The 25,630-nt window shown below is 57.6% G+C and carries 27 protein-coding genes and 2 pseudogenes; 14 read left to right on the forward strand and 15 right to left on the reverse strand.

Translation table 11 applies throughout. The annotated features are described in order from the left end of the window. Nucleotides 1-6 precede the first annotated feature (6 nt). Together astE and spy are read left to right on the forward strand one after the other, a co-directional pair. Complete coding sequence (astE, locus tag AC6CWS_RS15905) at nucleotides 7-972, forward strand: succinylglutamate desuccinylase (protein ID WP_065882992.1); 966 nt, start codon at nucleotides 7-9, stop codon at nucleotides 970-972. A 343-nt stretch (nucleotides 973-1,315) separates the two neighbouring features. Further along, nucleotides 1,316-1,801, forward strand: a complete 486-nt coding sequence (gene spy, locus AC6CWS_RS15910) for an ATP-independent periplasmic protein-refolding chaperone Spy (RefSeq protein WP_072096650.1) — start codon at nucleotides 1,316-1,318, stop codon at nucleotides 1,799-1,801. A gap of 87 nt (nucleotides 1,802-1,888) precedes the next feature. On the opposite strand, the gene cho is transcribed toward spy, so the two are convergent. Both cho and nadE read right to left on the reverse strand, forming a co-directional pair. Then, nucleotides 1,889-2,752 (reverse strand): excinuclease Cho, encoded by an 864-nt coding sequence (gene cho, locus AC6CWS_RS15915; RefSeq protein ID WP_080901664.1) that lies wholly within the window; start codon nucleotides 2,750-2,752, stop codon nucleotides 1,889-1,891. 99 nt (nucleotides 2,753-2,851) lie between these two features. Next, nucleotides 2,852-3,679 (reverse strand): NAD(+) synthase, encoded by an 828-nt coding sequence (gene nadE / locus AC6CWS_RS15920; protein ID WP_023289301.1) that lies wholly within the window; start codon nucleotides 3,677-3,679, stop codon nucleotides 2,852-2,854. A gap of 282 nt (nucleotides 3,680-3,961) precedes the next feature. On the opposite strand from nadE, the gene osmE reads away from it, so the two are divergent. From osmE to chbG, 8 genes are all read left to right on the forward strand, one after another. Then, nucleotides 3,962-4,300, forward strand: a complete 339-nt coding sequence (osmE, locus tag AC6CWS_RS15925; protein WP_023289302.1) for an osmotically-inducible lipoprotein OsmE — start codon at nucleotides 3,962-3,964, stop codon at nucleotides 4,298-4,300. A 278-nt stretch (nucleotides 4,301-4,578) separates the two neighbouring features. Further along, nucleotides 4,579-4,899 (forward strand): PTS N,N'-diacetylchitobiose transporter subunit IIB, encoded by a 321-nt coding sequence (gene chbB, locus AC6CWS_RS15930; protein WP_002901547.1) that lies wholly within the window; start codon nucleotides 4,579-4,581, stop codon nucleotides 4,897-4,899. 19 nt (nucleotides 4,900-4,918) lie between these two features. Then, nucleotides 4,919-5,035, forward strand: coding sequence for a hypothetical protein (locus AC6CWS_RS15935; protein WP_032429133.1), 117 nt, complete (start codon nucleotides 4,919-4,921; stop codon nucleotides 5,033-5,035). Nucleotides 5,036-5,046: 11 nt separating this feature from the next. Then, nucleotides 5,047-6,405, forward strand: a complete 1,359-nt coding sequence (gene chbC, locus AC6CWS_RS15940) for a PTS N,N'-diacetylchitobiose transporter subunit IIC (RefSeq protein ID WP_004203823.1) — start codon at nucleotides 5,047-5,049, stop codon at nucleotides 6,403-6,405. 53 nt (nucleotides 6,406-6,458) lie between these two features. Further along, nucleotides 6,459-6,806 carry a PTS N,N'-diacetylchitobiose transporter subunit IIA gene (gene chbA / locus AC6CWS_RS15945; protein ID WP_023289303.1) on the forward strand — a complete coding sequence of 116 codons (348 nt, stop codon included), beginning with the start codon at nucleotides 6,459-6,461 and terminating at the stop codon, nucleotides 6,804-6,806. A 27-nt stretch (nucleotides 6,807-6,833) separates the two neighbouring features. Further along, nucleotides 6,834-7,658, forward strand: a complete 825-nt coding sequence (gene chbR / locus AC6CWS_RS15950; protein WP_140599529.1) for a transcriptional regulator ChbR — start codon at nucleotides 6,834-6,836, stop codon at nucleotides 7,656-7,658. A 110-nt stretch (nucleotides 7,659-7,768) separates the two neighbouring features. Beyond that, nucleotides 7,769-9,115: a 6-phospho-beta-glucosidase gene (locus AC6CWS_RS15955; protein WP_023289304.1), complete on the forward strand. Its 1,347-nt coding sequence runs from the start codon at nucleotides 7,769-7,771 to the stop codon at nucleotides 9,113-9,115. A gap of 12 nt (nucleotides 9,116-9,127) precedes the next feature. Then, on the forward strand, nucleotides 9,128-9,886 hold the full coding sequence (chbG, locus tag AC6CWS_RS15960) for a chitin disaccharide deacetylase (RefSeq protein WP_065882995.1): 759 nt from the start codon (nucleotides 9,128-9,130) through the stop codon (nucleotides 9,884-9,886). Between the two features lie 56 nt (nucleotides 9,887-9,942). Here the strand turns inward: chbG and katE are convergent, their stop codons facing one another. Then, the gene (gene katE / locus AC6CWS_RS15965) at nucleotides 9,943-12,201 is read right to left on the reverse strand and encodes a catalase HPII (protein ID WP_065882996.1); all 2,259 of its coding nucleotides are present in this window, start codon (nucleotides 12,199-12,201) and stop codon (nucleotides 9,943-9,945) included. A gap of 190 nt (nucleotides 12,202-12,391) precedes the next feature. Between katE and cedA the strand changes: the two genes are divergently transcribed. Continuing rightward, nucleotides 12,392-12,646: a cell division activator CedA gene (cedA, locus tag AC6CWS_RS15970; RefSeq protein WP_008807754.1), complete on the forward strand. Its 255-nt coding sequence runs from the start codon at nucleotides 12,392-12,394 to the stop codon at nucleotides 12,644-12,646. A 57-nt stretch (nucleotides 12,647-12,703) separates the two neighbouring features. On the opposite strand, the gene AC6CWS_RS15975 is transcribed toward cedA, so the two are convergent. The 4 genes from AC6CWS_RS15975 to hxpB form a co-directional block, all read right to left on the reverse strand. Further along, the gene (locus AC6CWS_RS15975; protein WP_023289308.1) at nucleotides 12,704-14,095 is read right to left on the reverse strand and encodes an L-cystine transporter; all 1,392 of its coding nucleotides are present in this window, start codon (nucleotides 14,093-14,095) and stop codon (nucleotides 12,704-12,706) included. A 135-nt stretch (nucleotides 14,096-14,230) separates the two neighbouring features. After that, the gene (locus tag AC6CWS_RS15980) at nucleotides 14,231-14,821 is read right to left on the reverse strand and encodes a metal-dependent hydrolase (protein WP_023289309.1); all 591 of its coding nucleotides are present in this window, start codon (nucleotides 14,819-14,821) and stop codon (nucleotides 14,231-14,233) included. Nucleotides 14,822-14,912: 91 nt separating this feature from the next. Continuing rightward, nucleotides 14,913-15,674 carry a 2-dehydro-3-deoxy-D-gluconate 5-dehydrogenase KduD gene (gene kduD / locus AC6CWS_RS15985; protein WP_065882998.1) on the reverse strand — a complete coding sequence of 254 codons (762 nt, stop codon included), beginning with the start codon at nucleotides 15,672-15,674 and terminating at the stop codon, nucleotides 14,913-14,915. A gap of 150 nt (nucleotides 15,675-15,824) precedes the next feature. Further along, a complete protein-coding gene (hxpB, locus tag AC6CWS_RS15990) occupies nucleotides 15,825-16,493 on the reverse strand; it encodes a hexitol phosphatase HxpB (protein ID WP_065882999.1) in 669 nt (222 codons plus the stop codon). A gap of 188 nt (nucleotides 16,494-16,681) precedes the next feature. Between hxpB and AC6CWS_RS15995 the strand changes: the two genes are divergently transcribed. After that, on the forward strand, nucleotides 16,682-17,218 hold the full coding sequence (locus AC6CWS_RS15995) for a YniB family protein (protein WP_023283571.1): 537 nt from the start codon (nucleotides 16,682-16,684) through the stop codon (nucleotides 17,216-17,218). 29 nt (nucleotides 17,219-17,247) lie between these two features. On the opposite strand, the gene yciA is transcribed toward AC6CWS_RS15995, so the two are convergent. The 4 genes from yciA to AC6CWS_RS16015 form a co-directional block, all read right to left on the reverse strand. Beyond that, a complete protein-coding gene (yciA, locus tag AC6CWS_RS16000) occupies nucleotides 17,248-17,646 on the reverse strand; it encodes an acyl-CoA thioester hydrolase YciA (RefSeq protein ID WP_002901629.1) in 399 nt (132 codons plus the stop codon). Nucleotides 17,647-17,753: 107 nt separating this feature from the next. Continuing rightward, complete coding sequence (locus AC6CWS_RS16005) at nucleotides 17,754-18,293, reverse strand: septation protein A (protein ID WP_004203842.1); 540 nt, start codon at nucleotides 18,291-18,293, stop codon at nucleotides 17,754-17,756. Between the two features lie 54 nt (nucleotides 18,294-18,347). Beyond that, a complete protein-coding gene (locus AC6CWS_RS16010; RefSeq protein WP_023289311.1) occupies nucleotides 18,348-19,091 on the reverse strand; it encodes a YciC family protein in 744 nt (247 codons plus the stop codon). A 25-nt stretch (nucleotides 19,092-19,116) separates the two neighbouring features. Then, a complete protein-coding gene (locus AC6CWS_RS16015; protein WP_023289312.1) occupies nucleotides 19,117-19,530 on the reverse strand; it encodes a YkgJ family cysteine cluster protein in 414 nt (137 codons plus the stop codon). 269 nt (nucleotides 19,531-19,799) lie between these two features. Here AC6CWS_RS16015 and ompW point away from each other — a divergent pair, with 269 nt between their 5' ends. Beyond that, nucleotides 19,800-20,438 (forward strand): outer membrane protein OmpW, encoded by a 639-nt coding sequence (gene ompW, locus AC6CWS_RS16020; RefSeq protein ID WP_048334791.1) that lies wholly within the window; start codon nucleotides 19,800-19,802, stop codon nucleotides 20,436-20,438. 77 nt (nucleotides 20,439-20,515) lie between these two features. Here the strand turns inward: ompW and ybiX are convergent, their stop codons facing one another. From ybiX to AC6CWS_RS16035, 3 genes and pseudogenes are all read right to left on the reverse strand, one after another. After that, on the reverse strand, nucleotides 20,516-21,193 hold the full coding sequence (ybiX, locus tag AC6CWS_RS16025) for a PKHD-type hydroxylase YbiX (protein ID WP_065883000.1): 678 nt from the start codon (nucleotides 21,191-21,193) through the stop codon (nucleotides 20,516-20,518). A gap of 48 nt (nucleotides 21,194-21,241) precedes the next feature. Continuing rightward, entirely contained in the window at nucleotides 21,242-23,527 is a 2,286-nt protein-coding gene (locus tag AC6CWS_RS16030; protein ID WP_023289315.1) for a catecholate siderophore receptor Fiu, read from the reverse strand. Nucleotides 23,528-23,850: 323 nt separating this feature from the next. Next, nucleotides 23,851-24,179 (reverse strand): annotated as a pseudogene (locus AC6CWS_RS16035) (Rossmann-fold NAD(P)-binding domain-containing protein); the annotation flags it as partial. 171 nt (nucleotides 24,180-24,350) lie between these two features. Here AC6CWS_RS16035 and AC6CWS_RS16040 point away from each other — a divergent pair. Then, nucleotides 24,351-24,613 (forward strand): annotated as a pseudogene (locus AC6CWS_RS16040) (MarR family transcriptional regulator); the annotation flags it as partial. Nucleotides 24,614-24,660: 47 nt separating this feature from the next. Here the strand turns inward: AC6CWS_RS16040 and AC6CWS_RS16045 are convergent. After that, the gene (locus AC6CWS_RS16045) at nucleotides 24,661-25,569 is read right to left on the reverse strand and encodes a LysR family transcriptional regulator (RefSeq protein WP_065883001.1); all 909 of its coding nucleotides are present in this window, start codon (nucleotides 25,567-25,569) and stop codon (nucleotides 24,661-24,663) included. Between the last annotated feature and the right edge of the window lie 61 nt (nucleotides 25,570-25,630).

The following is a 25,630-nucleotide window of genomic DNA, read 5'->3' on the forward strand; positions in this document are numbered from 1 at the left end:
GGCGCGGTGGAACACTTTCTGGCATTAACCCTGGCGGGGCGTTTGCCCCATCACTTTCACGGCGAGACGGCCCATTTCCGCTGGCACTGGCTTGGGGAGGGGATCCTTGAGCTGACGCCGCATGCGCGCTGCGAGCGCGGGCTGGTGCTCTCCTGCGCCATCCATGGCAACGAAACGGCGCCGGTGGAGATTGTCGACCGGCTGGTGCAGCGGCTGGTTCGGGAGGAACTCCCCCTGCGCTGGCGGCTGCTGGTGATCGTCGGTAACCCGCCGGCGCTGCGGGCGAATAAACGCTATCTGCACAGCGATATGAACCGGATGTTTGGCGAGCGCTGGCGGCAATTCCCGACCAGCGAGGAGACACAGCGGGCGCAGCGGCTGGAGCAGGCGGTGGGCCGCTTCTATCGCGACCACGGTGGTCCGCGCTGGCACCTCGATCTGCATACCGCGATCCGCGGGTCGCTGCATCCGCGCTTCGGGGTGCTCCCGGCTCGCGATACGCCCTGGGAGGAGGATTTTCTTCACTGGCTGGGCGGCGCCGGGCTGGAGGCGTTGGTGTTTCATCGCCAGCCAGGCGGGACCTTCACCCACTTCAGCTGCGAGCGGTTCGCGGCGCTGGCCTGCACCCTTGAGCTGGGCAAAGCGCTGCCGTTGGGGGAAAACGATCTGTCGCAGTTTGCCGCCGCCGAGGGGGCTATCTCCCGGCTGCTGGTGGGGGATCTGGCCATTGCCGACGCCCCGGCGCCGTTGCGCTACCGGGTGGTGCAGCAGATCACCCGCCATAGCGATGATTTCCGTCTGCATATGGCGGATCGGACGCTGAACTTCACCCCCTTCGCCCCAGGCACGCTGCTGGCGGAGGAGGGGGAGATGCGGTATGTGGTGGGGGCAGAGCCGGAGTATGTTCTGTTTCCCAATCCGGCGGTGGCCAGGGGGCTGCGCGCTGGCCTGATGCTGGAAAAATTACCCTGACGGCAAGCCGTCCACCGGGCGGCCTGCTTAATTTCGCGCGTCGTTTTACATCTTCTTATTTTTTCGTGCGCCAGCGTAAATTTGCAGATTATTCCTGGTAAAATGCTTTGTTTTTAATCTCCCCTCCTTTATGCTCTCCATAATTTCTCTGAAAAACAGTAGGTTATTTATTTTTTATTGCAATTCCTCGTTCAAATTCCTTATTTTCTCCATAATTGGTGAGAAACTGTTTTTTACACTTTCATTGTTTTACTCTTGCTCTGACTAATTGACGATTAACGTCGTAAAGTTAATCTCGTCAACACGGCAACGCGCCGTAAGAATAACGTAAAGTAAGGATTGAATGATGAAGAAACTCACTGCACTGTTTGTTGCCTCTACTCTGGCTCTGGGCGCGGCTAACCTGGCACACGCCGCCGATACCACCACCGCGCCGAGCGACAGCAAGCCGATGATGATGCATCATAAAGGCGGCCCGGGTCAGCATGACATGATGTTTAAAGGCCTCAACCTGACCGATGCGCAGAAGCAGCAGATCCGTGACATCATGAAGAGCCAGCGCGAAAACATGAAGCGTCCGTCCCTTGACGAACGCCGCGCGATGCACGAGCTGATCGCCAGCGATACCTTCGACAAGGCGAAAGCGGAAGCGCAGATCGATAAGATGGAGGCGCAGCATAAAGCGATGGCGCTGTCCCGCCTGGAAACGCAGAACAAGATCTACAACATTCTGACCCCAGAGCAGAAAAAACAGTTCAATGCCAATTTTGAGAAGCATCTGACAGAACGCAACGCGCCGGCAGGTAAAATGCCTGCACCCGCTGAATAATGTAGCGTACTGAATCAAGACCGCCGGTCTTGCCCAATAATGCCATCAGGCGTTGGGCAGGGCCGGCGGTTTTTTCTTTCTGGCTTCTCAGCTAAGCGGGTGCAGCGGGTAGTTGCCGCTGAGCAGAGGTTTACAGAGAATTTTGTAACCATCCTGGTCGAATCCGGCGGGCAGGCGGGTGAGCTCAGCGGCCTGGTCGAGCGAGTCGACGGCCCCCAGCCACAGCCAGTTATGAATGACATGATACTGCGTCATATCAGTGCCGCGCTCCTCCAGCGCCACCGGTCCTGCCCAAGGCCAGCACACCAGCTGTAGCTTGCTCATCTGCGCCAGCAGACGCTGGCGGTGCGCCTCCACGCTCTCCTTTCCACAGCAGGCGCCGGCGCAGCGGCCCAGCGCGGATCGAAAGCAGGCGCGGCCGCGGCTGAGCGGCTCCAGACCGAGCAGGCCATAACAGAGGCGCTGTTCGTCAGCGAGGCTCTGCAGCATCTGCATCGCCGCCCGCCGGTTGGCGAACAGACCATAGAGATGCTGCTGATGAGAGAAATCAACTTCGCGGGCATAGACAATCTGCGGCCGGTCGTCCGCAAGCAGCCAGGCGCAGAGTTGCTTGTTACGCCGTAGCCGCTTGTTAAACAGCGGCTGCTGCTCTTTAATTAACCGCGCCTCCAGCAGCAGCGCCCCCAGCTCGCCAGCGGTGCGCTGCCAGGTAATACGCCGGGACTGACGCAGCATCGCGGCCTCTTCAGGCGTGCGCAGGTGGGAGAGCACCCGGCTGCGCAGGTTAACGCTCTTGCCGATATAGAGCGGCATCGTGTCGCTGTCGCCGTGAAATTGATAGACGCCCGGCAGCTTCGGCAGCGCCTCCAGCCACGGGCGAAGGTGTTCGGGATATTCATAGATCGCCGCCGCCTCAAACTCCAGACGCGGGGCAGATTGCTTTCTGGCCACAATAACTCCTGATACTGTCTATCTATCCAGTATAGCAGGCGGTTTTTGCGGCGAAAAGCGCAAAAAATAACCCCGGCGCGGGCCGGGGCGAGGGAGGGACTATTTTTTCCAGAAATCGTCAAAGACGGTGATGGGCGGCCGACGCTTGTGTTCGGTTTTCAGATACCAGCCTTCGATTGTTTTGGCGATGCTGGGGTCCAGCGTTTTGCCTTCCAGATAGTCGTCGATATTCTCATAGGTGACCCCCAGCGCCACTTCATCCGGCAGGGAGGGACGATCGTCTTCCAGATCGGCGGTCGGCAGCTTCTTATACAGATGTTCCGGGCAGCCGAGATGGGCCAGCAGCTGTTTGCCCTGACGTTTGTTCAGGCGGAAGATCGGGTTGATGTCGGTGCCGCCGTCGCCATATTTAGTGAAGAAGCCGGTAATCGCTTCCGCCGCATGGTCGGTGCCGACCACCACCCCTTTGGTCATCCCGGCGATGCTGTACTGGGCTTTCATGCGCTCACGGGCTTTTTCGTTGCCGCGAACGAAGTCGCTCAATTCGATCCCCGCTTCGCGCAGGGCCTGTTCGCTTGCCAGTACCGAGGCTTTGATATTCACCGTCAACACGCGGTCAGGCTGAATAAAGGCGATGGCATCCTGGCAGTCCTGCTCATCCGCCTGCACGCCGTAGGGTAAACGGACGGCGATAAACTGCAGGCTGCTGTCGCCAGTTTCGGCGCGCAGTTCATTGATCGCCATCTGGCACAGTTTCCCCGTCAGGGTCGAGTCCTGGCCGCCGCTGATACCCAGCACCAGCGATTTAATAAAAGGGTAAGTCTGCAGATAGGATTTCAGGAAATCGACGCTGCGGCGGATCTCGCCTGCGGCATCAATCTGCGGCTTCGCGCCCAGCGCCTGAATAATCTCTTGTTGTAGCGTCATCGCGCCCTCCGAAAGTGAATCTGTTTGGCAACCTGTTGGCTTAAAGCTACCTCTTTGCCGCTGAAACGACAAGGACCGGGGTTTTGACTGCCGGAAAAGAAGGCAATCAATGACATAGGATTTCATTATAGATGCCCGCGCGCAGGAGGAAGCGCCGGTCTTCGGCGGAGCGTCAATCCTGTTTACGCATTAACACAATCAGACATGATTTCGCTGTTCGGCTTGAAAAATAACACTATTTATTCCAGGCTTATCGTTACACAGTGGAAGAGAGGAACCAAAATGAACAAAAGCTTAGCAGGAATACTGGGCGTCACCGTCGCGTTAACCTTACTCGCGGGCTGTACCGCTTACGATCGTACCAAAGACCAGTTTACCCAGCCGGTGGTGAAAGATGTGAAGAAAGGAATGTCGCGTGAGCAGGTGATGCAGATCGCTGGCAAACCTTCAACGGAAGTGACGATGGTCCATGCCCGCGGCACCTGCCAGACCTATATCCTCGGTCAACGAGATGGTAAAGTGGAGACCTACTTTGTGGCCCTCGACGAAACGGGGCACGTGATGAACTCCGGCTACCAGACCTGCGCTGAGTATGATACGGATCCGCGCAACGCTAAGTAAGCGCCCTACTGTTGACTGAGTTGTACGTAAGCCCGACCACTGGTCGGGCTTTTTTGTGAGTCCTGATGCTTATTTAATTGCGCGAATTATTTGGATGAAAATGTGAGGGTAGTCAAAACCGGAGGTCAATGAGAGACAATTCTGTTCAACAGGGAATTATCACGACGGCTCAGGTTGCCGTATACTCAACCCATAAACAGAATTAACCGGATGTTACCAGTCTTACCGGCTCTCAGCGGTTACTGAAGGCCCTGGTCTCACACATTGAGGAAGCGTTCATGGAAAAGAAACACATTTATCTGTTCTGCTCGGCAGGCATGTCCACGTCACTGCTGGTCTCCAAAATGCGGGCGCAGGCGGAAAAATACGAAGTCCCGGTCATTATTGAAGCCTATCCTGAGACTCTCGCGGGTGAAAAGGGACCGGAAGCCGACGTTGTATTATTAGGGCCACAAATTGCGTATATGTTACCGGAAATTCAGCGCCTGCTGCCGAATAAACCGGTAGAAGTCATCGATTCTCTTCTGTATGGCAAGGTGGATGGTTTAGGGGTATTGAAAGCCGCCGTCGCGGCCATTAAGAAAGCTGCAGCACAATAATTTTAAATTTTAAAACTCGATATATTTTGACGCCTGGCGGCATCCCGTTGCCGGACGTCAAAGAATAAAGAGTTTATTTTCCCGTCAAAGAGTAATTTCATACATCATCGCCGTAATAGTTTATTGCGGCTTTTAAGGGTATTGACTATGAGTAAAGTGATCGACTCGCTTGAAAAGGTACTCCTTCCTTTTGCAGTGAAAATAGGAAAACAGCCGCATATTAATGCGATTAAAAATGGATTCATTAAATTAATGCCGTTGACCCTCGCCGGGGCCATGTTTGTATTAATTAACAACGTTTTTCTGAGCTTCGGCGAAGGCTCTTTCTTTTATTCCATGGGCATTCGCCTGGATGCCTCCACCATTGAAACCTTAAACGGTTTTAAGGCTATCGGCGGTAACGTCTATAACGGCACCCTCGGCATTATGTCGCTGATGGCGCCATTCTTTATTGGCTCCGCGCTGGCGGAAGAGCGCAAAGTCGACCCGATGGCCGCAGGCCTGTTGGCGGTCGCGGCCTTCATGACCGTGACCCCGTATAGCGTGGGCGAAGCCTATGCCGTCGGCGCCAACTGGCTGGGCGGGCAGAACATCATCTCCGGCATGATTATCGGTCTGGTCGTCGCGGAGCTGTTCACCTTCGTGATCCGTCGCAACTGGGTGATCAGACTGCCGGACAGCGTGCCGGGGTCGGTATCGCGCTCTTTCTCCGCGCTGATCCCTGGCTTCTTGATCCTCTCCATCTTCGGCATTATCTCGTGGGCCCTGTCGAGCTACGGCAGCAACTTCCACCAGATCATCATGGACTCCATCTCTACGCCGCTGGCGGCGATGGGCAGCGTGGTCGGCTGGGCATACGTCATCTTCAACTCCCTGCTGTGGTTCTTCGGGGTGCATGGTTCGCTGGCGCTGACCGCGCTGGATAACGGCATCATGACGCCGTGGGCGCTGGAAAACATCGCGCTGTACAACCAGTACGGATCGGTTGATGCGGCGATCGAAGCGGGTAAACAGTTCCACTTCTGGGCCAAGCCGATGCTCGACTCCTACATCCTGCTGGGGGGTTCCGGGGCGACGCTGGGTCTGATCATCGCCATCTTTATCGCTTCCCGTCGCGCTGACCATCGTCAGGTTGCGAAGCTGGCGCTGCCGTCAGGCATCTTCCAGATTAACGAACCGATTCTGTTTGGCCTGCCGATCATCATGAACCCGGTCATGTTCATCCCGTTCGTGCTGGTCCAGCCGATTCTGGCGGCCATTACTCTCGCGGCCTACAGCCTGGGGATTATCCCACCGGTGACCAACCTGGCGCCGTGGACCATGCCAACTGGCCTGGGGGCGTTCTTCAACAGTAACGGCAGCGTCGCCGCTCTGCTGGTCGCCCTGTTCAACCTTGGCGTCTCCACCCTGGTCTACCTGCCGTTTGTGGTGCTGTCGAATAAAGCGCAGACCGTCATCGAGCAGGAAGAGAGCGAAGAAGACATCGCCAACGCACTGAAATTCTGATACCGCGCGGTACGGGCAGCGTCCCGTACCGCCTGAGAAATGAGGGAAATATTATGTTTGATCTGGACAACATCGACGCGGTAGAGACCCCGGAAAACGACCTCGAAGAGGTGGTGATGGGGCTGATTATCAACTCCGGACAAGCCCGTAGCCTGGCCTATGCCGCGCTAAAACAGGCCAAGCAGGGGGATTTTGCCGCGGCGAAATCGATGATGGAGCAGTCGCGTCAGGCGCTGAGCGAGGCGCATCGCGTGCAGACCCAGCTTATCGAAAGCGACGAGGGCGAAGGGAAAATGAAGGTCAGCCTGGTGCTGGTGCATGCTCAGGATCACCTGATGACCTCCATGCTGGCCCGCGAGCTGGTTGCGGAATTGATTGAGCTGCACGAGAAGGTACAATAGGCCATCACGACGATGAGGCAGCCCAGGATGATGACCACCGAGATCAGTACCGCCAGAGAACAGCAGTTGTTCAACGGGAAGAACTTTCATGTGGTCATCTATAACAAAACGGAAAGCGTGAGCGGGCTCCACCAGCATGATTACTACGAATTTACCGTCGTATTAACCGGGCGCTATTACCAGGAGATCAATGGCAAACGGGTGCTGCTGGAGCGCGGGGATTTTGTCTTTATCCCGATGGGCTCGCACCACCAGAGCTTCTACGAATTTGGTGCGACGCGCATCCCTAACGTCGGCATCAGCAGGCGCTTCTTTGAGAAACACTATCTGCCGCTGCTGCCGTTTGGCCTTGTGGCGTCGCAGGTCTATGCCGTGCAGAGCGCTTTTCTCGGCTATATTGAGTCGGTCATCGCCTCACTCAATTTTCGCGAAACGGAATTTGACGAATTTATCGAGCTGGTCTCCTTTTATGTCATTAACCGTTTACGTCACTATCGCGAAGAGCCAGTTGCAGACGTCGTTCCACAATGGTTAAAAAATACCGTTGAGGCCATGCACGATAAACTGGAGTTTGGCGAGAGCGCCCTCGAGAATATGGTTCGGCTATCGGGCAAAACGCAGGAATATTTAACCCGGGCGACCCAGCGCTATTATGGTAAAACGCCGATGCAGATAATTAACGATATCCGTATTAACTTTGCCAAAAAGCAGCTGGAAATTACCAACTATTCGGTGACGGATATTGCCTATGAATCAGGGTACAGCAGCCCGAGCCTGTTTATTAAAACCTTTAAAAAGCTGACCTCGTTTACGCCGAGCAGTTATCGCAAACATTTGACCAGTATTAATTAAACCCGCGCGGTATTAGCCGCCCGGCTTACACCGTAACTAATTTAAGTTAACTGTCCGCATTTATGCGGAGAGCTGCCTGCGCCCAGGCGCAGCGCCTAAGGGAGAAAAAAATGAGCCAGAAATTAAAAGTCGTCACCATTGGCGGCGGTAGCAGCTATACCCCGGAATTACTGGAAGGTTTTCTGAAACGTTATCATGAACTGCCGGTGACAGAGCTGTGGCTGGTGGATGTGGAAGAGGGCCAGGAGAAGCTCGATATTATCCATGCGCTGTGCGAGCGGATGGTGGAAAAAGCCGGCGTGCCGATGAAGGTTTATAAAACGCTGGACCGCCGCGAGGCGCTGCAGGGCGCGGATTTCGTTACCACCCAGCTGCGGGTGGGCCAGCTGAAGGCGCGTGAAAAAGATGAGCGCATCCCGCTGAGCCACGGCTATCTTGGCCAGGAGACCAACGGGGCGGGTGGGCTGTTTAAAGGGCTGCGCACCATCCCGGTGATTTTCGACATCGTGAAAGATGTGCAGGAGATCTGCCCGGACGCATGGATCATTAACTTCACCAACCCGGCGGGCATGGTCACCGAGGCGGTCTATCGCCACACCAGTTTCAAACGCTTTATCGGCGTGTGCAACATTCCCATCGGCATGAAGATGTTCATCACCGACGTGCTGCAGCTCAGCCCGAGCGATGAGCTGAACATCGACCTGTTCGGTCTGAACCACCTGGTGTTCGTCCGCGACGTGCTGGTTAACGGCGTCTCGCGCTTCGATGAACTGCTGGACGGCGTTGCCTCCGGCCGCCTGACCGCGAACTCGGTAAAAAATATCTTCGACCTGCCGTTTAGCGAGGGGCTGATCCGCTCCCTGCGCCTGATCCCATGCTCCTATCTGCTCTATTACTTTAAGCCAAAAGAGATGCTGGCGATTGAGATGGGCGAGTACTATAAGGGCGGCGCGCGCGCCCAGGTGGTGCAGAAGGTGGAGAAGCAGCTGTTCGAGCTGTATAAAAATCCGGATCTCAAGGTCAAGCCGAAGGAGCTGGAGCAGCGCGGCGGCGCCTATTACTCCGATGCCGCTTGCGAAGTGATCAACGCTATCTATAACGACAAGCAGACTGAGCACTATGTAAATATCCCGCATCATGGCCATATCGATAATATCCCGGCGGACTGGGCGGTCGAGATGAGCTGCACCTTAGGTCGCGATGGCGCGAAGCCGACGCCGCGCATCACCCATTTCGACGAGAAGGTGCTGGGGCTTATCTACACCATCAAAGGGTTTGAAGTGGCGGCCAGCCAGGCGGCGATCAGCGGCGAGCTGAACGACGTGCTGCTGGCGCTGAACTTAAGCCCGCTGATCCATTCCGATCGTGACGCCGAGCAGCTGGCGCGGGAGATGATTCTGGCTCATGAAAAATGGCTGCCGAACTTTGCGGCGACGATCGAAAAACTGAAAGCGTAACGGGAGCGGCAAATGGAACGGGTATTGATCGTCAACGCCGACGACTTCGGCCTCAGTAAAGGGCAGAACTACGGCATTATCGAAGCCTGCCGCAACGGCGTGGTGACATCGACTACGGCGCTGGTCAACGGCGCGGCTATTGACCACGCCGCCCAGCTGAGCCGCAGTACGCCGGAGCTGGCGGTCGGGATGCACTTTGTGCTGACGCTGGGCGAACCGCTGTCGGCCATGCCGGGGTTAACCCGCGACGGCCGGCTGGGCAAATGGATCTGGCAGCAGGCGGAAGAAGATAACCTGCCGCTGGAGGAAATTGCCCACGAGCTGGCGTGTCAGTACCGTCGTTTTATCGATCTCTTCGGCCATGAGCCGACGCATCTCGACAGCCATCACCATGTGCATATGATCGCCGCGATCTATCCCATCGTCGCCGCTTTTGCCCGCGATAAAGGCATCGCGTTGCGCATCGATCGCCAGGTGGCGGCGCAGAGCGGTCTCGATCAGCAGGCGGCGCGCAGCAGCGCAGGCTTCAGCAGCGAGTTTTACGGGGAAGCCGTCTCTGAGGCGCTGTTCCTGCAGACGCTGGACGCCTCAATCGCCCGCGAGGAGCGCTCGCTGGAGGTGATGTGTCATCCGGCCTTTGTCGACCAGACCATCATGGGCAGCGCCTACTGCTACCCGCGGCTGGGCGAGCTTGATGTGCTGACCTCTGCCTCGCTGAAAGCGGCGGTGGCCGACCGGGGTTATCGCCTGGGAACCTACCGCGACGTGTAAGCCCGACGGGGGAAAGGAAAGTGAGTCAAGCCCGGCACACTGTGCCGGGCTTTTTGCTACGCCGGAATAGCGGCGATTTTTGGGCTTCTCGACCACACCCGGTGGGCCGTCATCAGCGCGAGCAGTTTATCTGCCGCCGGGGTGTCGAGAGCATCGGTAACGATGATGCCCTCTTCTCCCTGGGCCGGGACCTGGAGAACCGACGTTAACTGCCGCGCATCGCCTGCCAGCAGGATCGGCTTCAGGTGCTTATAGGCCTCCAGCAGGTAGTAGCGCGCATCGCCGCTCTGGCTCAGGGCGCTGAGGTCGCCGCCGGGCACCACCACGGCATCCACCGTCAGCGATGGGGAACCGGCGAAGGTGCCGGCGATCGGCACGGGAGAACCATCGTCGGCGATGACCTCGCCCATCCGCGAATAGAGCAGTTTACTGTGCACGCCCTGGGCCTGTAGCGCCTGCAGGAGATGGACCAGGTCCTGCGCCGAGGTACGCTCATTGAGCAGCACCGCCACCACGCGACCTTTCACATCTCCTTCGGCGTCCGCATAGAGGCTGAGGGTGGGATCTTTCTCCACGCCGTTGACCGGGGAGGGCAGAGTGAGGCTGCGCTGCTCATCGCTCAGTTCAATACCTAAATTCGCCCCGACCGCTTCCGCCAGCCGGGTATCAATATGGGCCAGGTGATCGACCACCCGCTCGCGGATCCAGGTGCGGACCACTTTGCTGAGCTCGAAGCTGAAGCCATCGATAATATGCTGCTGCTCAATCGGCGTCTGGCTCAGCCAGAACAGACGCGGCTGGGCGTAATATTCGCCGAATGAAGGGCTGCGCTGGCGGATCTTCTCGCCGTCGACGCGCTCGGCAAGGGACTCGAAACCGCCGCGTTTGGCGGCTGGCGGCGTCTCGCGCGGCCAGTTGTCGTTGATCGAGTTGGGTTCGTAGTTGGCCGGGTTGGTGTCAATCTCCATCCGGTGCATACCGTCGCGCTGGAAGTTGTGGTACGGGCAGGTTGGCCGGTTGATCGGGATTTCATGGAAATTCGGTCCGCCGAGGCGGCTAATCTGCGTATCGGTGTAGGAGAAGAGACGTCCCTGCAGCAGCGGATCGTTGCTGAAATCGATGCCCGGTACGATATGCCCGGGATGGAAGGCCGCCTGTTCGTTCTCGGCAAAGAAGTTGTCCGGGTTGCGGTTGAGGACCATTTTGCCGACCCGTTGCACCGGCACCAGCGCCTCAGGGATCAGCTTGGTGGGATCTAACAGGTCGAAGTCAAAATCAAATTCGTTCTCCTCGGGGATCAGCTGCAGCCCGAGCTCAAATTCCGGGTAGTCCCCGGCTTCAATGGCCTCCCACAGGTCGCGGCGATGAAAATCGGGGTCACGGCCGGTCAGCTTCTGCGCTTCATCCCACACCAGCGACGCCTTGCCGGCGACCGGTTTCCAGTGGAAGCGAACAAAGGTGGCTTTGCCCTCGGCATTGATCAGGCGGAAGGTGTGGATCCCGAAGCCTTCCATGGTGCGATAGCTGCGCGGGATGCCGCGATCGGACATCGCCCACATCACGTTGTGCAGCGTTTCCGGCTGCAGGGAAACGTAGTCCCAGAAGGTGTCGTGAGCGCTTTGTCCCTGGGGGATGGCCCAGTGGGGCTCAGGCTTCACGGCGTGGACAAAGTCGGGAAACTTCAGCGCGTCCTGAATGAAGAAGACCGGGGTGTTGTTGCCGACGAGGTCAAAAATCCCCTCGTCGGTGTAAAACTTGGTGGCGAAGCCGCGAATATCGCGAACGGTGTCCGCCGACCCCGCGCCGCCCTGCACGGTGGAGAAGCGCACAAAGACCGGGGTGATTTTATCGGCTGCCGAGAGAAAATCGGCTTTGGTCAACGCTGTCAGACTTTTGTAGGGCTGGAAGTAACCGTGGGCCGCTGAGCCGCGGGCATGTACGATACGCTCCGGAATTCGCTCATGGTCGAAGTGGGTGATCTTCTCCCGCAGAATGAAATCTTCCAGCAGCGTTGGGCCGCGGGCGCCGGCGCGCAGCGAGTTCTGATCGTCGGCAATGCGCACGCCCTGGTTGGTGGTCAGCGGATAGTCTTCTCCGCCTTTGCGCTGCGGCTCCAGGGCGTCAAGTTTGCTGCTGTGGGTATCAGGCGCTTTCAGGCTGCCAGGGGCGGTCGGTTCAGCGCCAGGGGCGGTCGGTTTCGGCGTGGGGCGCCACTCCCGATCATCCGGCGCCAGCGAGTCGAGACCCGGCTGCGCTTCCTCGCTGCCGTGAACCGGTGCCTGCTGGTGGTGCGGGTTTGGGTGCTTATCAGACATTGCTCGTCTCCTGCTTTCATTGCTAAAAGTGGTCGTTGATAAACCAAAACCCTTCTAACTATAGAACATTACGCTGGCTGCGCCCGACGAGGGGGCAGGGAGTTATCCTAAAATGCGCATCGGCGGCAGGGGGGCGACGAACGGGGCCACGATCGGCTATGATAGAGGTTTCTGTTTCCCGCTTTGCTTAGTGAATCCATTTGTTATGAAACCATTGCGCCAACAAAATCGCCCTGTCATTAGCTACGTGCCGCGCGTGGAGCCTGCGCCCCCGGAACATGCCGTGAAAATGGACCATTTTCGCGATGTCTGGATTTTGCGCGGGAAGTATGTCGCCTTTCTGCTGATGGGGGAGCATTTCCGCCGTTCACCGGCGTTCAGCGTGCCGGAGTCGGCGCAGCGCTGGGCTAACCAGGTGCGTCAGGAAGGTGAGATTGAAGCCTGAATCTGCTGCAGAAATAAAAAAACCGCTGATTATCAGCGGTTTTTTTGTGCTTACCGTTTAGCGATGTGCCAGTTCGGCCTCTTCTTCGCTATCGAAAATCGACTTGTCCGTCTGGCGCAGCCACTGGCTGGTCAGCGTCCCGGCGGTCATGGAACCGTTAACGTTCAGCGCGGTACGCCCCATATCGATCAGGGGTTCGACGGAGATCAGCAGCGCCACGAGGGTCACCGGCAGGCCCATCGCCGGCAGGACGATCAGCGCGGCGAAGGTGGCCCCGCCGCCCACTCCGGCGACGCCCGCCGAGCTGACGGTGACGATGCCCACGAGGGTGGCAATCCACATCGGATCCAGCGGGTTGATGCCTACGGTCGGTGCGACCATCACCGCCAGCATGGCCGGGTAGATACCGGCGCAGCCGTTCTGACCAATGGTGGCGCCAAAGGAGGCGGAGAAGCTGGCAATCGACTCCGGTACGCCGAGACGACGGGTCTGCGCTTCCACGTTCAGCGGAATGGAGGCGGCGCTGGAGCGGCTGGTGAAGGCGAAGGTGATCACCGGCCAGACTTTACGGAAGTACTTCAGCGGGCTGATGCCGTTAATCGCCAGCAGCAGGCCGTGAACGACAAACATGATGCCCAGCGCGATGTACGAGGCCACCACGAAGCCGCCAAGCTTGATGATATCCTGTAGATTCGACCCGGCAACCACTTTGGTCATCAGCGCCAGCACGCCGTAAGGGGTCAGCTGCATTACCAGACGAACCAGCTTCATCACCCAGCCCTGCAGGGTATCGATGGCGGTCAGTACGCGCTGGCCTTTTTCCACATCCTCTTTCAGCAGCTTCAGGGCTGCGACGCCGAGGAACGCCGAGAAAATGACGATGCTGATGATCGAGGTCGGGTTAGCCCCGGTGAGGTCAGCAAACGGGTTCTTCGGCACGAAGGAGAGGATCAGCTGCGGGACGCTGAGATCGGCCACTTTACCCACATAGTTGCTCTGAATGGCGTTCAGACGGGCGGTCTCCGCGCTGCCCTGGACCAGCCCCTCGGCGGTGAGGCCGAACATGTTGGTCACCAGCACGCCAACCAGGGCGGCGATCAGGGTGGTGAACAGCAGAGTACCGATGCTCAGGAAGCTGATTTTCCCCAGCTGCGAGGCATTGTGCAGGCGGGCCACCGCGCTAAGGATTGATGCGAAGACCAGCGGCATAACGATCATTTGCAGCAGCTGGACATAACCGTTGCCGACGATATTGAACCACTGGATGGAATCTTTCAGCACCTGGCTGTCAGACCCATAGATCAGCTGTAGCGCCAGACCGAAGATCACGCCAATCGCCAGGCCGACCAGGACCTTCCTGGCCAGGCTCCACTGTTTATGGCGAGTTTGCCCCAGCGCAAACAGCAATACGGCGAACACGACTACGTTCGCTATTAATGGAAAGTTCATCCCCGTTCTCCTGATATTTTTATAACCTGGGCTGGTGGATAACCAGCTCTTATGACCGCAAGGTTAGCAGAAGGCGTTATCAAGGACTTATATTCAAATGGAATGGGTTATAACCAAATGGCGTTTTCTGCCGGTTTATCGCCCACTCTGGTGACTTATGAAGCGATTGAAGGTGATCTGCAGGGAATTAATCACCCCGGAAGACCAGCGTATCGCGCTGTTGTCCGCCAGCGTCTGCGGCATCCAGACGGCATAGACGAACAGCGCCATGCATAAGGCGCGCTCCAGCTGGTTGCCTTTGCGCGGCGCAAGGATCGGCAGCCGGAAGCGCCAGCGACACGGCCATAGCAGCGGCACTCCGGCGGGGGTGAGCATATCGGCGAGAATGTGGCTGAGATAGCCCAGCACCAGGCCCTGGAGGGCGTCCGCCGGGACAATCCAGCTGTCAGGCACCTTGAGGTAGAATAGCGTCAGCGCGCCAAACACCGCCAGCAGGCTGTGGGTGAAGCCGCGGTGGCCAAAGGCCCGCGCCACGGGCCTGGAGATCCAGCTCAGCCGCTGGCCAAGAAACGACTTTGGGTGATCGATGTCCGGCAGCAGGCAGGTCAAGACCGCGGAGGGCACAATATGCCACCAGTCGCCCTGCGCCAGCACCGGCGTTAACTCTGCGTTTTTGGCAAATACTGCGCAGGCGATTGAAAAGAAGAGATGGCCTTCCGCCGTCATGATAACACACCCTAAACTGTCGATTCATACAGTATAGGGTTTTTATACAGTGCACGGAAGAGGTGACGGTGTAACTCTTTGTCACAAATTCTCAGCGCGCCAGCCATCCGCCGTCGACGGCCAGGGTATAGCCATGAATATAGTCGGCGGCGGACGAGGCGAGAAACACCGCCGGCCCCTGCAGGTCACCCGGCACCCCCCAGCGACCGGCGGGGATACGCTCAAGGATTGCCTGGTTACGCTCTTCATCTTCGCGCAGCGCCTGGGTGTTATTAGTGGCCATATACCCGGGCGCAATGGCGTTGACGTTGATACCCTGACCAGCCCATTCGTTGGCCAGCAGGCGGGTCAGGCCCAGCACGCCGCTTTTCGAGGCGGTATAAGAGGGGACGCGGATCCCGCCCTGAAACGAGAGCATCGAGGCGATGTTAATAATTTTCCCGCCTTCACCCTGGCGAATGAACTGCCTGGCGACCGCCTGGCAGAGGAAGAAAACCGCTTTCAAATTCAGATCGATGACCGCGTCCCAGTCGCTTTCCGTGAAGGTCAGGGCGTCATGGCGGCGGATAATCCCGGCGTTGTTAACCAGAATATCGACCCGGCCCATCGCTGCTACCGCCTGGTCGACCAGAACGGTCATATCATCCTGATGGCTGAGATCCGCCTGAATGGCATGAAAGCGGCGGCCCAGCGCCTCAACCTGCGCGGCCGTGTCGTGGGGAATTTTGCGGTTGACGCCGACGATATCGCATCCGGCCTGCGCCAGGCCCAGCGTCATTCCCTGTCCCAGGCCGGTATCGCAACCGGTCACGATGGCGACCTTACCCGTCAGGTCGAAGGCGTTCAGTACCATATTCACCTCTGCGTGCTGATCTTCAGGCGTACGATGACGCCACCTGTGCCCAGCATAGAGGCAGGAAAACAAAATTACAATTAAAATGAAACGCTGTTTTGTTTTTTATTGCCGGCGGCGTGACGGCGATCGCGTCAGCCGCCAGCGGCCTTACCCGAGCAGCGCCTCGACGGTCAGGGCCTGCAGTGACGGCAGCTTGACGTCCGCCAGCACAAAGCGCGGGTCGCGGCTGTTCTCCGCTTCCGGCACCACGATAGCGCGCATGCGCGCAGCTTTGCTGGCGATCATGCCGTTGACCGAGTCCTCCAGCGCGACGCAGCGCTGTGGGTCGACCCCGAGGGCGGCGGCGCAGTTGAGATACACCTGCGGGTGCGGTTTGCTCCAGGGCAGATGCTCCGCCGAGGCGAGGGCATCAAACTGATCGCGCAGCTCGAACATATTGAGCACTTTCTCCAGCATCACCAGCGGCGAGGCTGAGGCCAGCCCAACCTTCAACCCCTGGGCTTTACACAGGGTCACCGCCTCGCGCACCCCCGGCAGCAGCGGACGTGAGGCTTCCACCAGTTCAATGGCGCGACGGATAATGCGCGCGGTGGCTTCCGCGCGGTCCACGCCGCGCCACGGCTGCTGCGCGTACCACAGATCCACCACCAGGTCGATTCGAAGACCCAGCAGGTCGGGCAGTTCATCGCGGCGGCGGGTATCCACCCCCAGGCTCTCCATGACCTCGACCTCCGCCTGATCCCAAAGCGGCTCAGAGTCAATCAGCAACCCGTCCATATCAAAAATCGCAGCCTCAATGCGGCGCTTCGCTGACATATGTCCTTCTCCTGTTGCGTAATCAGATAAACGAATCGGCATTCATGGTATATCATACCGCGCGTTATTGGGCGAAATTCGCCGTGGAAGATAGACTTATACCCGACACATTCGGGTAAGCGAGGAGCGCCTGCGCCACGCAACGGGCGGCAGGCGAACCACTAACGCGTCTTTAACAAGGGGAACTCATGACGTACCAACAAGCTGGACGCATTGCGGTCATCAAACGTATTTTGGGATGGGTCATCTTTATTCCCGCCGTGCTGTCGACGCTGATTTCTGTCCTCAAATTTATGTATGAGCACAGTGAAAAGAAACCCGGCATTGACGCGGTAATGATGGATTTTGCGCACGTCATGATTGAGATGATGCGCTTTAACACGCCGTTCCTGAACTTTTTCTGGTACAACTCACCGCTGCCGGATTTTCACCACAGCCTGAACATCGGCTTCTGGATTATCTTCATTCTGGTGTTCGTCGGTATGGCGCTGCAGGCCTCCGGCGCGCGGATGGCGCGGCAGGCGAAATTTCTCCGCGAGGGGATTGAGGATCAGCTGATCCTCGAGCAGGCGAAAGGCGCGGAAGGGTTAACTCGCGAGCAGCTCGCCGAACGCATTGTGGTGCCGCGACATACGATCCTGGTGCAGTATTTCCCGCTGTACGTGCTGCCGGTGATCGTAATTGTCATCGGCTACTTCTTCTTCTCGCTGCTGGGCTTTCTCTAAGCCAGGTGCCCGGTTAGCCGGGCGCCATCTTATTCCGCCGGCAGAGGGCGTGGTTTACCCTGATTATCGACGGCAACGTAGATAAACAGCGCTTCCGTCGCCTTGTAGCGCTGGCCAATCGGTTCTGAAGAGACTTTTTTCACCCACACTTCGATGTTAATGGTCACCGAGGTATTGCCGCGCTTCACGCAGCGGGCATAGCAGCACACCACGTCGCCGACGGCCACCGGGCGTAAAAAGGTCATCCCATCCACGCGCACGGTCACCACGCGTCCCTGGGCGATCTCTTTGGCCATAATGGCGCCGCCGATATCCATCTGCGACATCAGCCAGCCGCCAAAAATATCCCCGTTGGCATTAGTATCCGCCGGCATTGCCAGGGTGCGTAAAACCATTTCGCCCTTCGGGGCGAGATCTGTTGTTGTCATGCTCTACTCTGTTGTGGTCAAAGACGATCAGCGGGATGCTACTATGAAAACGGCGGAGAGAGAATAGGGGATAGCGCCCGCGGAGGCGGGCGCAGGCTGCCGGGGGATTAGTGGTGGTCGTCCTGCGGCATATGGCGGTAGATGTAGATCCCGCTCAGCAAGGTAAAGACCAGCGTGAGGGCGGTTAAACCGAAGACCTTAAAGTTAACCCAGATATTCTGCGGCAACCAGAAGGCGATATAGATATTAGCCAGCCCACAAAGGATAAAAAACGCCGCCCACGCCAGGTTTAGACGCGACCAGACCTGCTGCGGCAGGGTCAGCTCTTTACCCAGCATACGCTGGATAAGCGGCTTTTTCATTACCCACTGGCTGAACAGCAGCGCGCCGGCGAACAGCGCATAGATCACCGTCACCTTCCATTTAATAAACTCATCATTGTGGAAGAAGAGCGTTAATCCGCCGAAGACGGCCACCAGCACGAAGGTGATCAGCGCCATTTTTTCGATTTTACGGTAGCGCACCCAGCTGTAGATCAGCACGATGGCGGTCGCCACAATCAGCGCCGTGGTAGCGGCGTAGATATCGTAAAGCTTGTAGAAGGCGAAGAAGACCACCAGCGGTAAAAAATCCAGAAACTGCTTCATACATCGATCCCGTCTGTCAGGACGGACCGGGAAATTTCCCGGTCCAGGTTAAAATTAGCTACGGATAAGCATATACACGCGGAATAAATAGATCAGCAACAGGGCGGAAATCAGGTTGCTGATGGTGTTGATGACCACCGCGCCGACGTTCGGCGTCAGCACGGCAAAGCTGGAAGCGAACAGCAGCAGCAGGGTTTTCGCCACCAGCCAGCCGATAATGGCCGGCGCCACCAGCCGCAAATTGGCCCAGGCCAGACGCATGCTGCTGCGCATGGCGCTGAGGATGCCCATTTTGTCCTGCACCAGCATGATCGGCGCAAAGGCCAGCACAATGGCCAACAGGACGCCGGGCACCAGCACTAACATCATCCCCATCTGCACCAGGAAGGTGGTGAAGAGGATCAACAGCAGCAGCTTCGGCAGCACCGGCGCCGAGGCGCCGATAGCGCGCAGAGCGCTGACGCGATGACCGGCAGAGACCAGCTGGATGAGCAGCAGGACGCCGCCGGCGAGGATCGCATTGCCCACCAGACCCGAGAAGGTCGATGCCGCCGAGGCGCGCAGCAGAACCTGCTGCTGCTCCGGCGTCATATTCTGCACCAGCTCGAACAGGCCTGCGCTACCGGCGAGGTTGTCGCCTTCGCTGAGTATCGACAGCTGCTCGTCGCTGGGTGAAAAGGCATGGCCAAGTACTACCGTAATGAACGCGCACAACAGCGCAATCAGCAAAATGGTAATGAACTGATTACGAAAAAAATTCCCCGTGTCACGGTAGACGGACTTCGCCGTGATAGACATGCATTCTCCTTGAGTGTCGCAGGTGTTAACTAGCCGGCGATTGTACCGCAAATCGTTCCGTCGTAGCACTCTCTGCGCCGGTCAGGGCAGGTATATCTTTGTAAAGAGGCCGCAATGGCGGCAGGCCATAGCGCGCTCGCGCCCGGTTGCAGGCGTCGTTTTCCTCGCCATCTTCCCCGGACATGGCGAATTCGCGACATGGCGAGGGACGGTTTTCATAGATAGTGCAGTGGACAGCGTCGCCGATTTCGCCCGATAGCGCCGCGCAGCGGCCCTGGCGTTGGTTGGTGCCGCTCATGCAGCGCAGGAAAGGGGTTAGCGGCTCGGTCAGCGCGGAGGGCACCAGGCCGCCCGCGTCGTCGGCTTCCGCCCAGTAGAAAGAGACACGAAAATACGCACAACAGGCACCGCACGTCATGCACGGGTTGATTTCACTCATAATTACACCTGAAAAAAACGCATCAACACAGATTGTCGGCAGTTAACTTATCCAGCCGCCTCAGCGGCGGCAAGAGGGGCAGAAATAATTTTTTTCGCGAAAAGTGAAAATTGATGTGCGAAGGATTCAGCGTATTGCGATCGGTATCAAAAATTAATCTGGATCAATAAATGTTAAATCTAAGGTTTTAGTGTGATCTAAAACAGATCAAACGTAACTCGTTATAGGTATATTTGGCCGCGCTGAAAAACCATAATGAGGAAGTGGACATGAAGAAGTTAGCAGCGGCGGCATTAATTCTAAGCACTCTTTCCACCGGCAGCGTCTGGGCGCATGAAGCGGGTGAATTTTTCATTCGCGCCGGGACCGCCACCGTCCGACCGACGGAGGGCTCTGACAATGTGTTAGGCAGCCTTGGCGGTTTCAACGTCAGTAACAACACTCAGTTGGGTTTAACCTTTACCTATATGGCGACCGATAACATCGGCGTGGAACTGCTGGCGGCAACGCCCTTCCGCCATAAGGTTGGTACCGGGCCAACCGGCACCATCGCCACCGTCCATCAGTTGCCACCCACCCTGATGGCGCAGTGGTACTTTGGCGATGCGCAAAGCAAGGTACGCCCGTACGTGGGGGCGGGGATTAACTACACCACCTTCTTTAATGAAGACTTTAACGATAACGGCAAGGCGGCCGGGCTTTCCGATCTGAGCCTGAAGGACTCCTGGGGCGCGGCGGGGCAGGTCGGCCTCGATTACCTGATTAACCGTGACTGGCTGCTGAATATGTCGGTGTGGTACATGGATATCGATACCGATGTGAAATTCAAAGCCAACGGCGTGGACCAGAAAGTCAGCACCCGCCTGGATCCGTGGGTGTTTATGTTCTCCGCAGGCTATCGGTTCTAACGCCTGCTGCAAACTGGCCAGCGGACGGCCAGTTTGTTCCTCCTCACTCCTCCCTGCGATACCCCTTCGCCTGCGGATCACACTTCCGTCCACTGGCGCAGCAGGTTGTGATACATATTGAGCAGGGAGAGCACCTCTTCTCCGTCGCCAAAGCGAGTTTTGAGCGACTGGATCGTGCGGTCCAGGTCGTAGAGCATCGCGCGCTGCTTATCGTCGCGGACCATCGACTGGATCCACAGGAAAGAGGCCTGGCGTACGCCGCGGGTGACCGGGGTGACGCAGTGCAGGCTGCTGGCGGGATAGAGCACCAGATGCCCGGCCGGGAGCTTCACCCGATGCTGGCCATAGGTGTCTTCAATGACCAGTTCGCCTCCTTCATAGCTTTCCGGTTCGCAGAGAAACAGCGTCGCCGATAAATCGGTCCGCATCCAGCCCGCTTCGCCGTTCTGACGCACCGCGCCATCGACATGAAAGCCGTAGGTCTCCCCCGGCCCGTAGCGATTAAACAACGGTGCGGAAATCGTCCGCGGCAGCGCGGCGGAAAAAAACTGCGGATGGCCGCGCAGCGCGTCGAGTACGGCGCCCTGAAGACGGGCGTACAGCGGCGTGCGGGTATCGATCTGCTGGTTTTGTTTGACGGTCGCCCCCTGGCTGCCGACGGTAACCCGCCCGTCAACCCATTCGGCCTGCGCCAGCAGGCGGGCATATTCAGCCACCTGGTCCGCCGTTAGCACGTCAGGAATGTGATACATCATTGCGGTGTCCTCTCAAAAAGGTGGGGCGCGATGGCCCCACGTACAGACTCAGAAATGGACGTTCGCCGTCAGCATAAAGGTACGGGGTTCGCCCGGATGATAGCGATAGCCGCTCTTGTTGATCGAAGCCACGTAATCGGTATCAAACAGGTTGTACATATTGAGCTGCAGATCGAGGTTGCTGTTGACCCGATAGCCCAGTTTGGCGTCGGCGACCCAGTAGCCCTCGGTATGATCCGGGGTACCCACCGCGCCATCGCTGCCCCGGCGCAGGCTTCCGACATAGCGCACGCCGCCGCCGACGGACAAATCGCTGGTGGCCTGATACTGCGTCCACAGCGTAAAGGCATGTTTCGGGGTGTAGGCCAGCGCGGAAGAGCCATCCTGCGCCACATTCTGCCCCTCTGTCACCTTGGCATGCTGCTGGGTGTAGCCGGCGATGATCGTCCAGTCCGGGGTCAGGTTCCCGGTCGCGGAGAGCTCATACCCCTCCACGCGCTTTTTGCCGTATTGCGACCAGGTTCCGTCATCGTTAGCGGCCACTTCGTTTTCAATATCGGTACGGAATAACGCCGCGCTGAGCAGCAGGCGCTTGTCGAGGATCTGCCACTTGGTACCCAGCTCGCTGGATTTCGCCTTCTGCGGTTTAAAGTCGGTCCGGTTGGCGCTGTTGCCGCTGCCGCTGGCGGCCAGCGCGAAGCTGCTGCCCCCCGGCGGTTGCTGCGAGATGGCATAGTTGACGTAGATATTGCCCTGCTCGGTTAAGCGATACAGCGCCCCGGCCTTCCAGTTAACCAGGTTACCGGATTTGGCGGTATCGACTGTGGTGACCGGGCTGCCGGTCGACTGTCCTGGCGGGCAGGCGACAGCCCCGCGTCCGCTGCCGCCGCAGGCGGTGGCGCTGTCATATTTGGTATGGTAACTGTCGAGACGCAGCCCGCCGTTGACCTCAACCCGATCGGTCAGCGCCAGCGTATCGAAGGCATAAATGCCGAAGGTATCGGTCTGGCCGTTGGCGTTCGCCCCGTTTCTGTCCAGCCCGCCAATCGACAGGCTGCTCACCGGATGATAGAGATTCACTGCCGGGGCGGTCAGGGCGTTGACGCCATAGTTGGTCTGGTTTTCCCGGGTAAACTCCACGCCGGCGCTAACGTCATGGCCTATCGAGCCGGTATTGAAGGTCGAGGTGATATTGGTCTGGTTGGTCAGAATGCGGTTGCTGACATCTTTGGTATTAACCAGCCGTGACCAGCTCCAGGTATTGACGTCATTGATGTCGGGGGCAGTGATATTGCTCGCGCCGCCCATCACCGCAGTCAGGAGATACTCCTGCTTCACCCGCGACCAGCGGGTGGTATTGCGCACGGTGGTATTGTCCGTCAGATCGTGTTCGAAGCGCAGGGTGCCGCTGTCGGTGGTGGATTTATCATAATCGGAGTCGGTGCCATAGAAATTGCTGGTATTGACCTTACCGGCGGAATTGAGCGCGGCATACTTCGGCGAAGGCGCTGAATAGCCCGGCAGGCCGACGGTGGGGATCCCGCCATCCGGGGTGTTGTTCTGCCGGACGTGGAGATAGTTCAGATACAGACGGGTGGGCGTATCGAGGCCAAAGGCCAGCGACGGAGCGATGCCGTAGCGCTCGTTCTCAATTTTATCCCGGCCGGCGTCGTGGGTTTTTTCGCCCATCAGGTTGAGGCGAAACGCGGCGTTGTCGCCGAAGGCCTGGTTAAGATCAAGAGTACCCCGGCGCGACCAGGCGCTGCCGATGCTGGCCGAACCGTCGATCCCGGAGTCAAGACGCGGCTGTTTGCTGATCATATTGATCGAGCCGGAGGGGGCGCTGCGGCCATAGTCCGTGCCGGCGGGCCCTTTGATGACTTCCACCTGCTGGGTATTGAAGGTATCCCGCGTCACGCTGCCGATATCGCGAATGCCGTCCACATAAATACTGTTGGAGGTGTCCACGCCGCGCATAAAGATGGCGTCCCCGGTGGTTGAGCTGCCATTCTCCCCGGCGTAAAACGCCCCGACGCCAGGGACGTTCTTGAGGGCGTCAGTCAGGTTGGTGACGCCCTGATCTTTAATGACCTGTTCGGGGATCACGGTGATGGTGCGAGTGGTATCCACCAGCGGTTTATTAAACTTGGGATCGGCGGAGGCCCCGGGAGAATAAAGCGAAGGCGGGGCGGCTTCCACCACCAGCGTCTCTTCATTATTTTTGACTGATTTTTCCGCTGCCATGCCGGTTGCCGGCGCGGCCCCCAGACACAGACCCGTAAACAATGCCAATGAGTTGAAACTGCCAAACGGCAGAGAAGCGTTTTTTTCCATGATAAATGCAGGCTTATTTTTAGTTATTCGCACATATCACGCCGCGCAAAAGCGACGTTATTCGTCGTCTGGCTTGCGCTGACCCGGCGTGACTCTATAAATGATAAAAAGAATAGTTATCATTCGCCTTAATATTTACACAGAAAAGTTGACGTTTAAACTGATTTCTTCACCACCGTTTACAAATTTCATAAATTTTGAACAAAAAAGGCGAATTAGCTCGGCAAAGGCGGCGGGACAAAGCGGTACATGGCGTGGTGATCTGGGATCGATGACGCCGGGCGGGCGCCGGAGGACGCCCGGAGGCAGGCGTCCCGGCGGGCTTACCAGGGCACCGTGCGGCCCTGGTAATCCGGAAACTCCAGTCCCGGGCGCCGCTGCTTGTCGAGCAGGACGTTCACCAGGCATGGGATGGTCTCTTCGATGGTCAGGGGGCGTCGGCCCCGCCGAGCTCGGTGCGGATCCATCCCGGAGCCATCACTACCAGCGGGTGGCAGGCCGAGGTGGGGCGAGCGGCGAAGCTGCGCATGAACATATTCAGCGCGGCTTTACTTCCGCGGTAGAGCTCCCGCTGGCCGCCGAGATTGTTCGTCAGACTGCCCTGGCCGGAGGACATCACGCCCAGCAGCCCCTGCGGCTTGACCGCCGGCTGTGGCAGCTGGTGCGTGAGGTGTGTTGTGAGTAAAAAAAAGCCCGCACAAGTGCGGGCAAAAATACTGGAAGCAATGTGAGCAATGTCGTACTGAATACCTGAGTTATTTACTCAACTATTCAGTAATGAGAAAGATAATATTTCTCATTTAAGATATCAACCCCATCTTTTGTGCGGAAGCGATTTTTATCCAAGGGTAAAGACCGTGCGCTGCTGGATAGCATCAGCGTGATGAACCAGCCGGTGCGCGATGAGCAGAACCTCCAGGCGGCTGGCGTCCAGCTGGAACAGATGCTGTTTCCGCTGCTGATGGCGGTAGGGCGTCATGGCCGGTGGGGGGTGAGCTGGCGGATCATTTAGGGCGCGATTACACCACCGTCAGTCGCCAGGTGAAGAAACTGGAAGCCCAGGGGCTCGCCTGTAAGCAACCGAACTAAATTCTCGCGTGTTGCCGCCCCGGCGCAACAATCATCTTTTTCCGTCACAAATCACGGGTCAGCTCGTCGATATTGTCGGAGAGTATCTCCAGTAGGGATCGCAAATAGATAGTGTTATTTCCCTGATGCCACATCGCGCTGAGGGGAAGGCCTTCGATATGTTTTGTGGGCGCGAGCTTAAGGTATTTCACGCCGTCCGCATTCATATCTTTATATGACGCAGGCACCAGAGCAATGCCCAGTCCAGCGGCAACAAAACTCAGGATAGTCTGCTTCTCTTCGGCATACTGCGCGATGACAGGCATGCTGCCACCCTCCTTGAAAATATTCATTGTCAGGTCATGGCTGTGACGCCGGGTGCCTCTTTCCGGCACGATAACCGGCTCGTGTCGGAAGTCATCGATACTGACTTCGTCATAACTGACCAGGCGGTGGTTAGCGGGCACGGCGAGCACGCAGGTTTCATTGGCGATAAAACGTGTTGTCAGCGTGGCATCAATATGTTCCGGCGGACGTACAAAGACCACATCCAGCCATCCTGAAATGAGTCGGGGGATAAGTTTGTGAGATTTATCTTCCGTAAGATGAATGTCTGCCTCCGGAAAACGCCTGACGAAAAGATTAAGCAGTTCAGGAAGTAATCCTTTGGCTGCGCTATCGATAGCTCCGATCCGCAACGTCCTTTTCTGCAACAGGCTATTTTTCCGGAATCGCTGCCGTAGCGCATCGAAATCAGCAATGACCGTTTTGGCCTCATTTAAAAAGGCGGCACCTTCAGGCGTTAGCGACACATTGCGGGTCGATCGATTCAGTAGTCTTATCCCCAAATCATCTTCCAGCAGTTTGATGAAGCGACTCAGTGACGCAGGCATCATTTCAAGTTTACGGGCAGCACGGCCGAAGTGAAGCTCATCACCCAATACCACAAAGCAACGTAGCTGATTTATATCCATTTTTTCACCAAAACCTGATTATGCAAATTATTTATATAAAGCCATGCCGATGATAAAGCGG

This window comes from Klebsiella sp. M041 (assembly GCF_059759695.1).

Bases quoted from the DNA above. Each gene is read 5' to 3' on its own strand.
- kduD (WP_065882998.1), bottom strand. From the start codon at position 15,674: ATGGTACTGAACGCCTTCGACCTGACGGGTAAGGTCGCCATCGTGACC.
- AC6CWS_RS15975 (WP_023289308.1), bottom strand. From the start codon at position 14,095: ATGAACTTTCCATTAATAGCGAACGTAGTCGTGTTCGCCGTATTGCTG.
- AC6CWS_RS16010 (WP_023289311.1), bottom strand. From the start codon at position 19,091: ATGTCTATCACGGCGAAGTCCGTCTACCGTGACACGGGGAATTTTTTT.
- katE (WP_065882996.1), bottom strand. From the start codon at position 12,201: ATGTCTGATAAGCACCCAAACCCGCACCACCAGCAGGCACCGGTTCAC.
- AC6CWS_RS15980 (WP_023289309.1), bottom strand. From the start codon at position 14,821: ATGACGGCGGAAGGCCATCTCTTCTTTTCAATCGCCTGCGCAGTATTT.
- AC6CWS_RS16030 (WP_023289315.1), bottom strand. From the start codon at position 23,527: ATGGAAAAAAACGCTTCTCTGCCGTTTGGCAGTTTCAACTCATTGGCA.
- chbB (WP_002901547.1), top strand. From the start codon at position 4,579: ATGGAAAAGAAACACATTTATCTGTTCTGCTCGGCAGGCATGTCCACG.
- chbR (WP_140599529.1), top strand. From the start codon at position 6,834: ATGATGACCACCGAGATCAGTACCGCCAGAGAACAGCAGTTGTTCAAC.
- chbG (WP_065882995.1), top strand. From the start codon at position 9,128: ATGGAACGGGTATTGATCGTCAACGCCGACGACTTCGGCCTCAGTAAA.
- spy (WP_072096650.1), top strand. From the start codon at position 1,316: ATGATGAAGAAACTCACTGCACTGTTTGTTGCCTCTACTCTGGCTCTG.
- AC6CWS_RS16045 (WP_065883001.1), bottom strand. From the start codon at position 25,569: ATGGATATAAATCAGCTACGTTGCTTTGTGGTATTGGGTGATGAGCTT.
- osmE (WP_023289302.1), top strand. From the start codon at position 3,962: ATGAACAAAAGCTTAGCAGGAATACTGGGCGTCACCGTCGCGTTAACC.
- AC6CWS_RS16015 (WP_023289312.1), bottom strand. From the start codon at position 19,530: ATGAGTGAAATCAACCCGTGCATGACGTGCGGTGCCTGTTGTGCGTAT.
- nadE (WP_023289301.1), bottom strand. From the start codon at position 3,679: ATGACGCTACAACAAGAGATTATTCAGGCGCTGGGCGCGAAGCCGCAG.
- AC6CWS_RS15955 (WP_023289304.1), top strand. From the start codon at position 7,769: ATGAGCCAGAAATTAAAAGTCGTCACCATTGGCGGCGGTAGCAGCTAT.
- chbC (WP_004203823.1), top strand. From the start codon at position 5,047: ATGAGTAAAGTGATCGACTCGCTTGAAAAGGTACTCCTTCCTTTTGCA.
- AC6CWS_RS16005 (WP_004203842.1), bottom strand. From the start codon at position 18,293: ATGAAGCAGTTTCTGGATTTTTTACCGCTGGTGGTCTTCTTCGCCTTC.
- ompW (WP_048334791.1), top strand. From the start codon at position 19,800: ATGAAGAAGTTAGCAGCGGCGGCATTAATTCTAAGCACTCTTTCCACC.
- chbA (WP_023289303.1), top strand. From the start codon at position 6,459: ATGTTTGATCTGGACAACATCGACGCGGTAGAGACCCCGGAAAACGAC.
- hxpB (WP_065882999.1), bottom strand. From the start codon at position 16,493: ATGTCAGCGAAGCGCCGCATTGAGGCTGCGATTTTTGATATGGACGGG.
- ybiX (WP_065883000.1), bottom strand. From the start codon at position 21,193: ATGATGTATCACATTCCTGACGTGCTAACGGCGGACCAGGTGGCTGAA.
- yciA (WP_002901629.1), bottom strand. From the start codon at position 17,646: ATGACAACAACAGATCTCGCCCCGAAGGGCGAAATGGTTTTACGCACC.
- AC6CWS_RS15995 (WP_023283571.1), top strand. From the start codon at position 16,682: ATGACGTACCAACAAGCTGGACGCATTGCGGTCATCAAACGTATTTTG.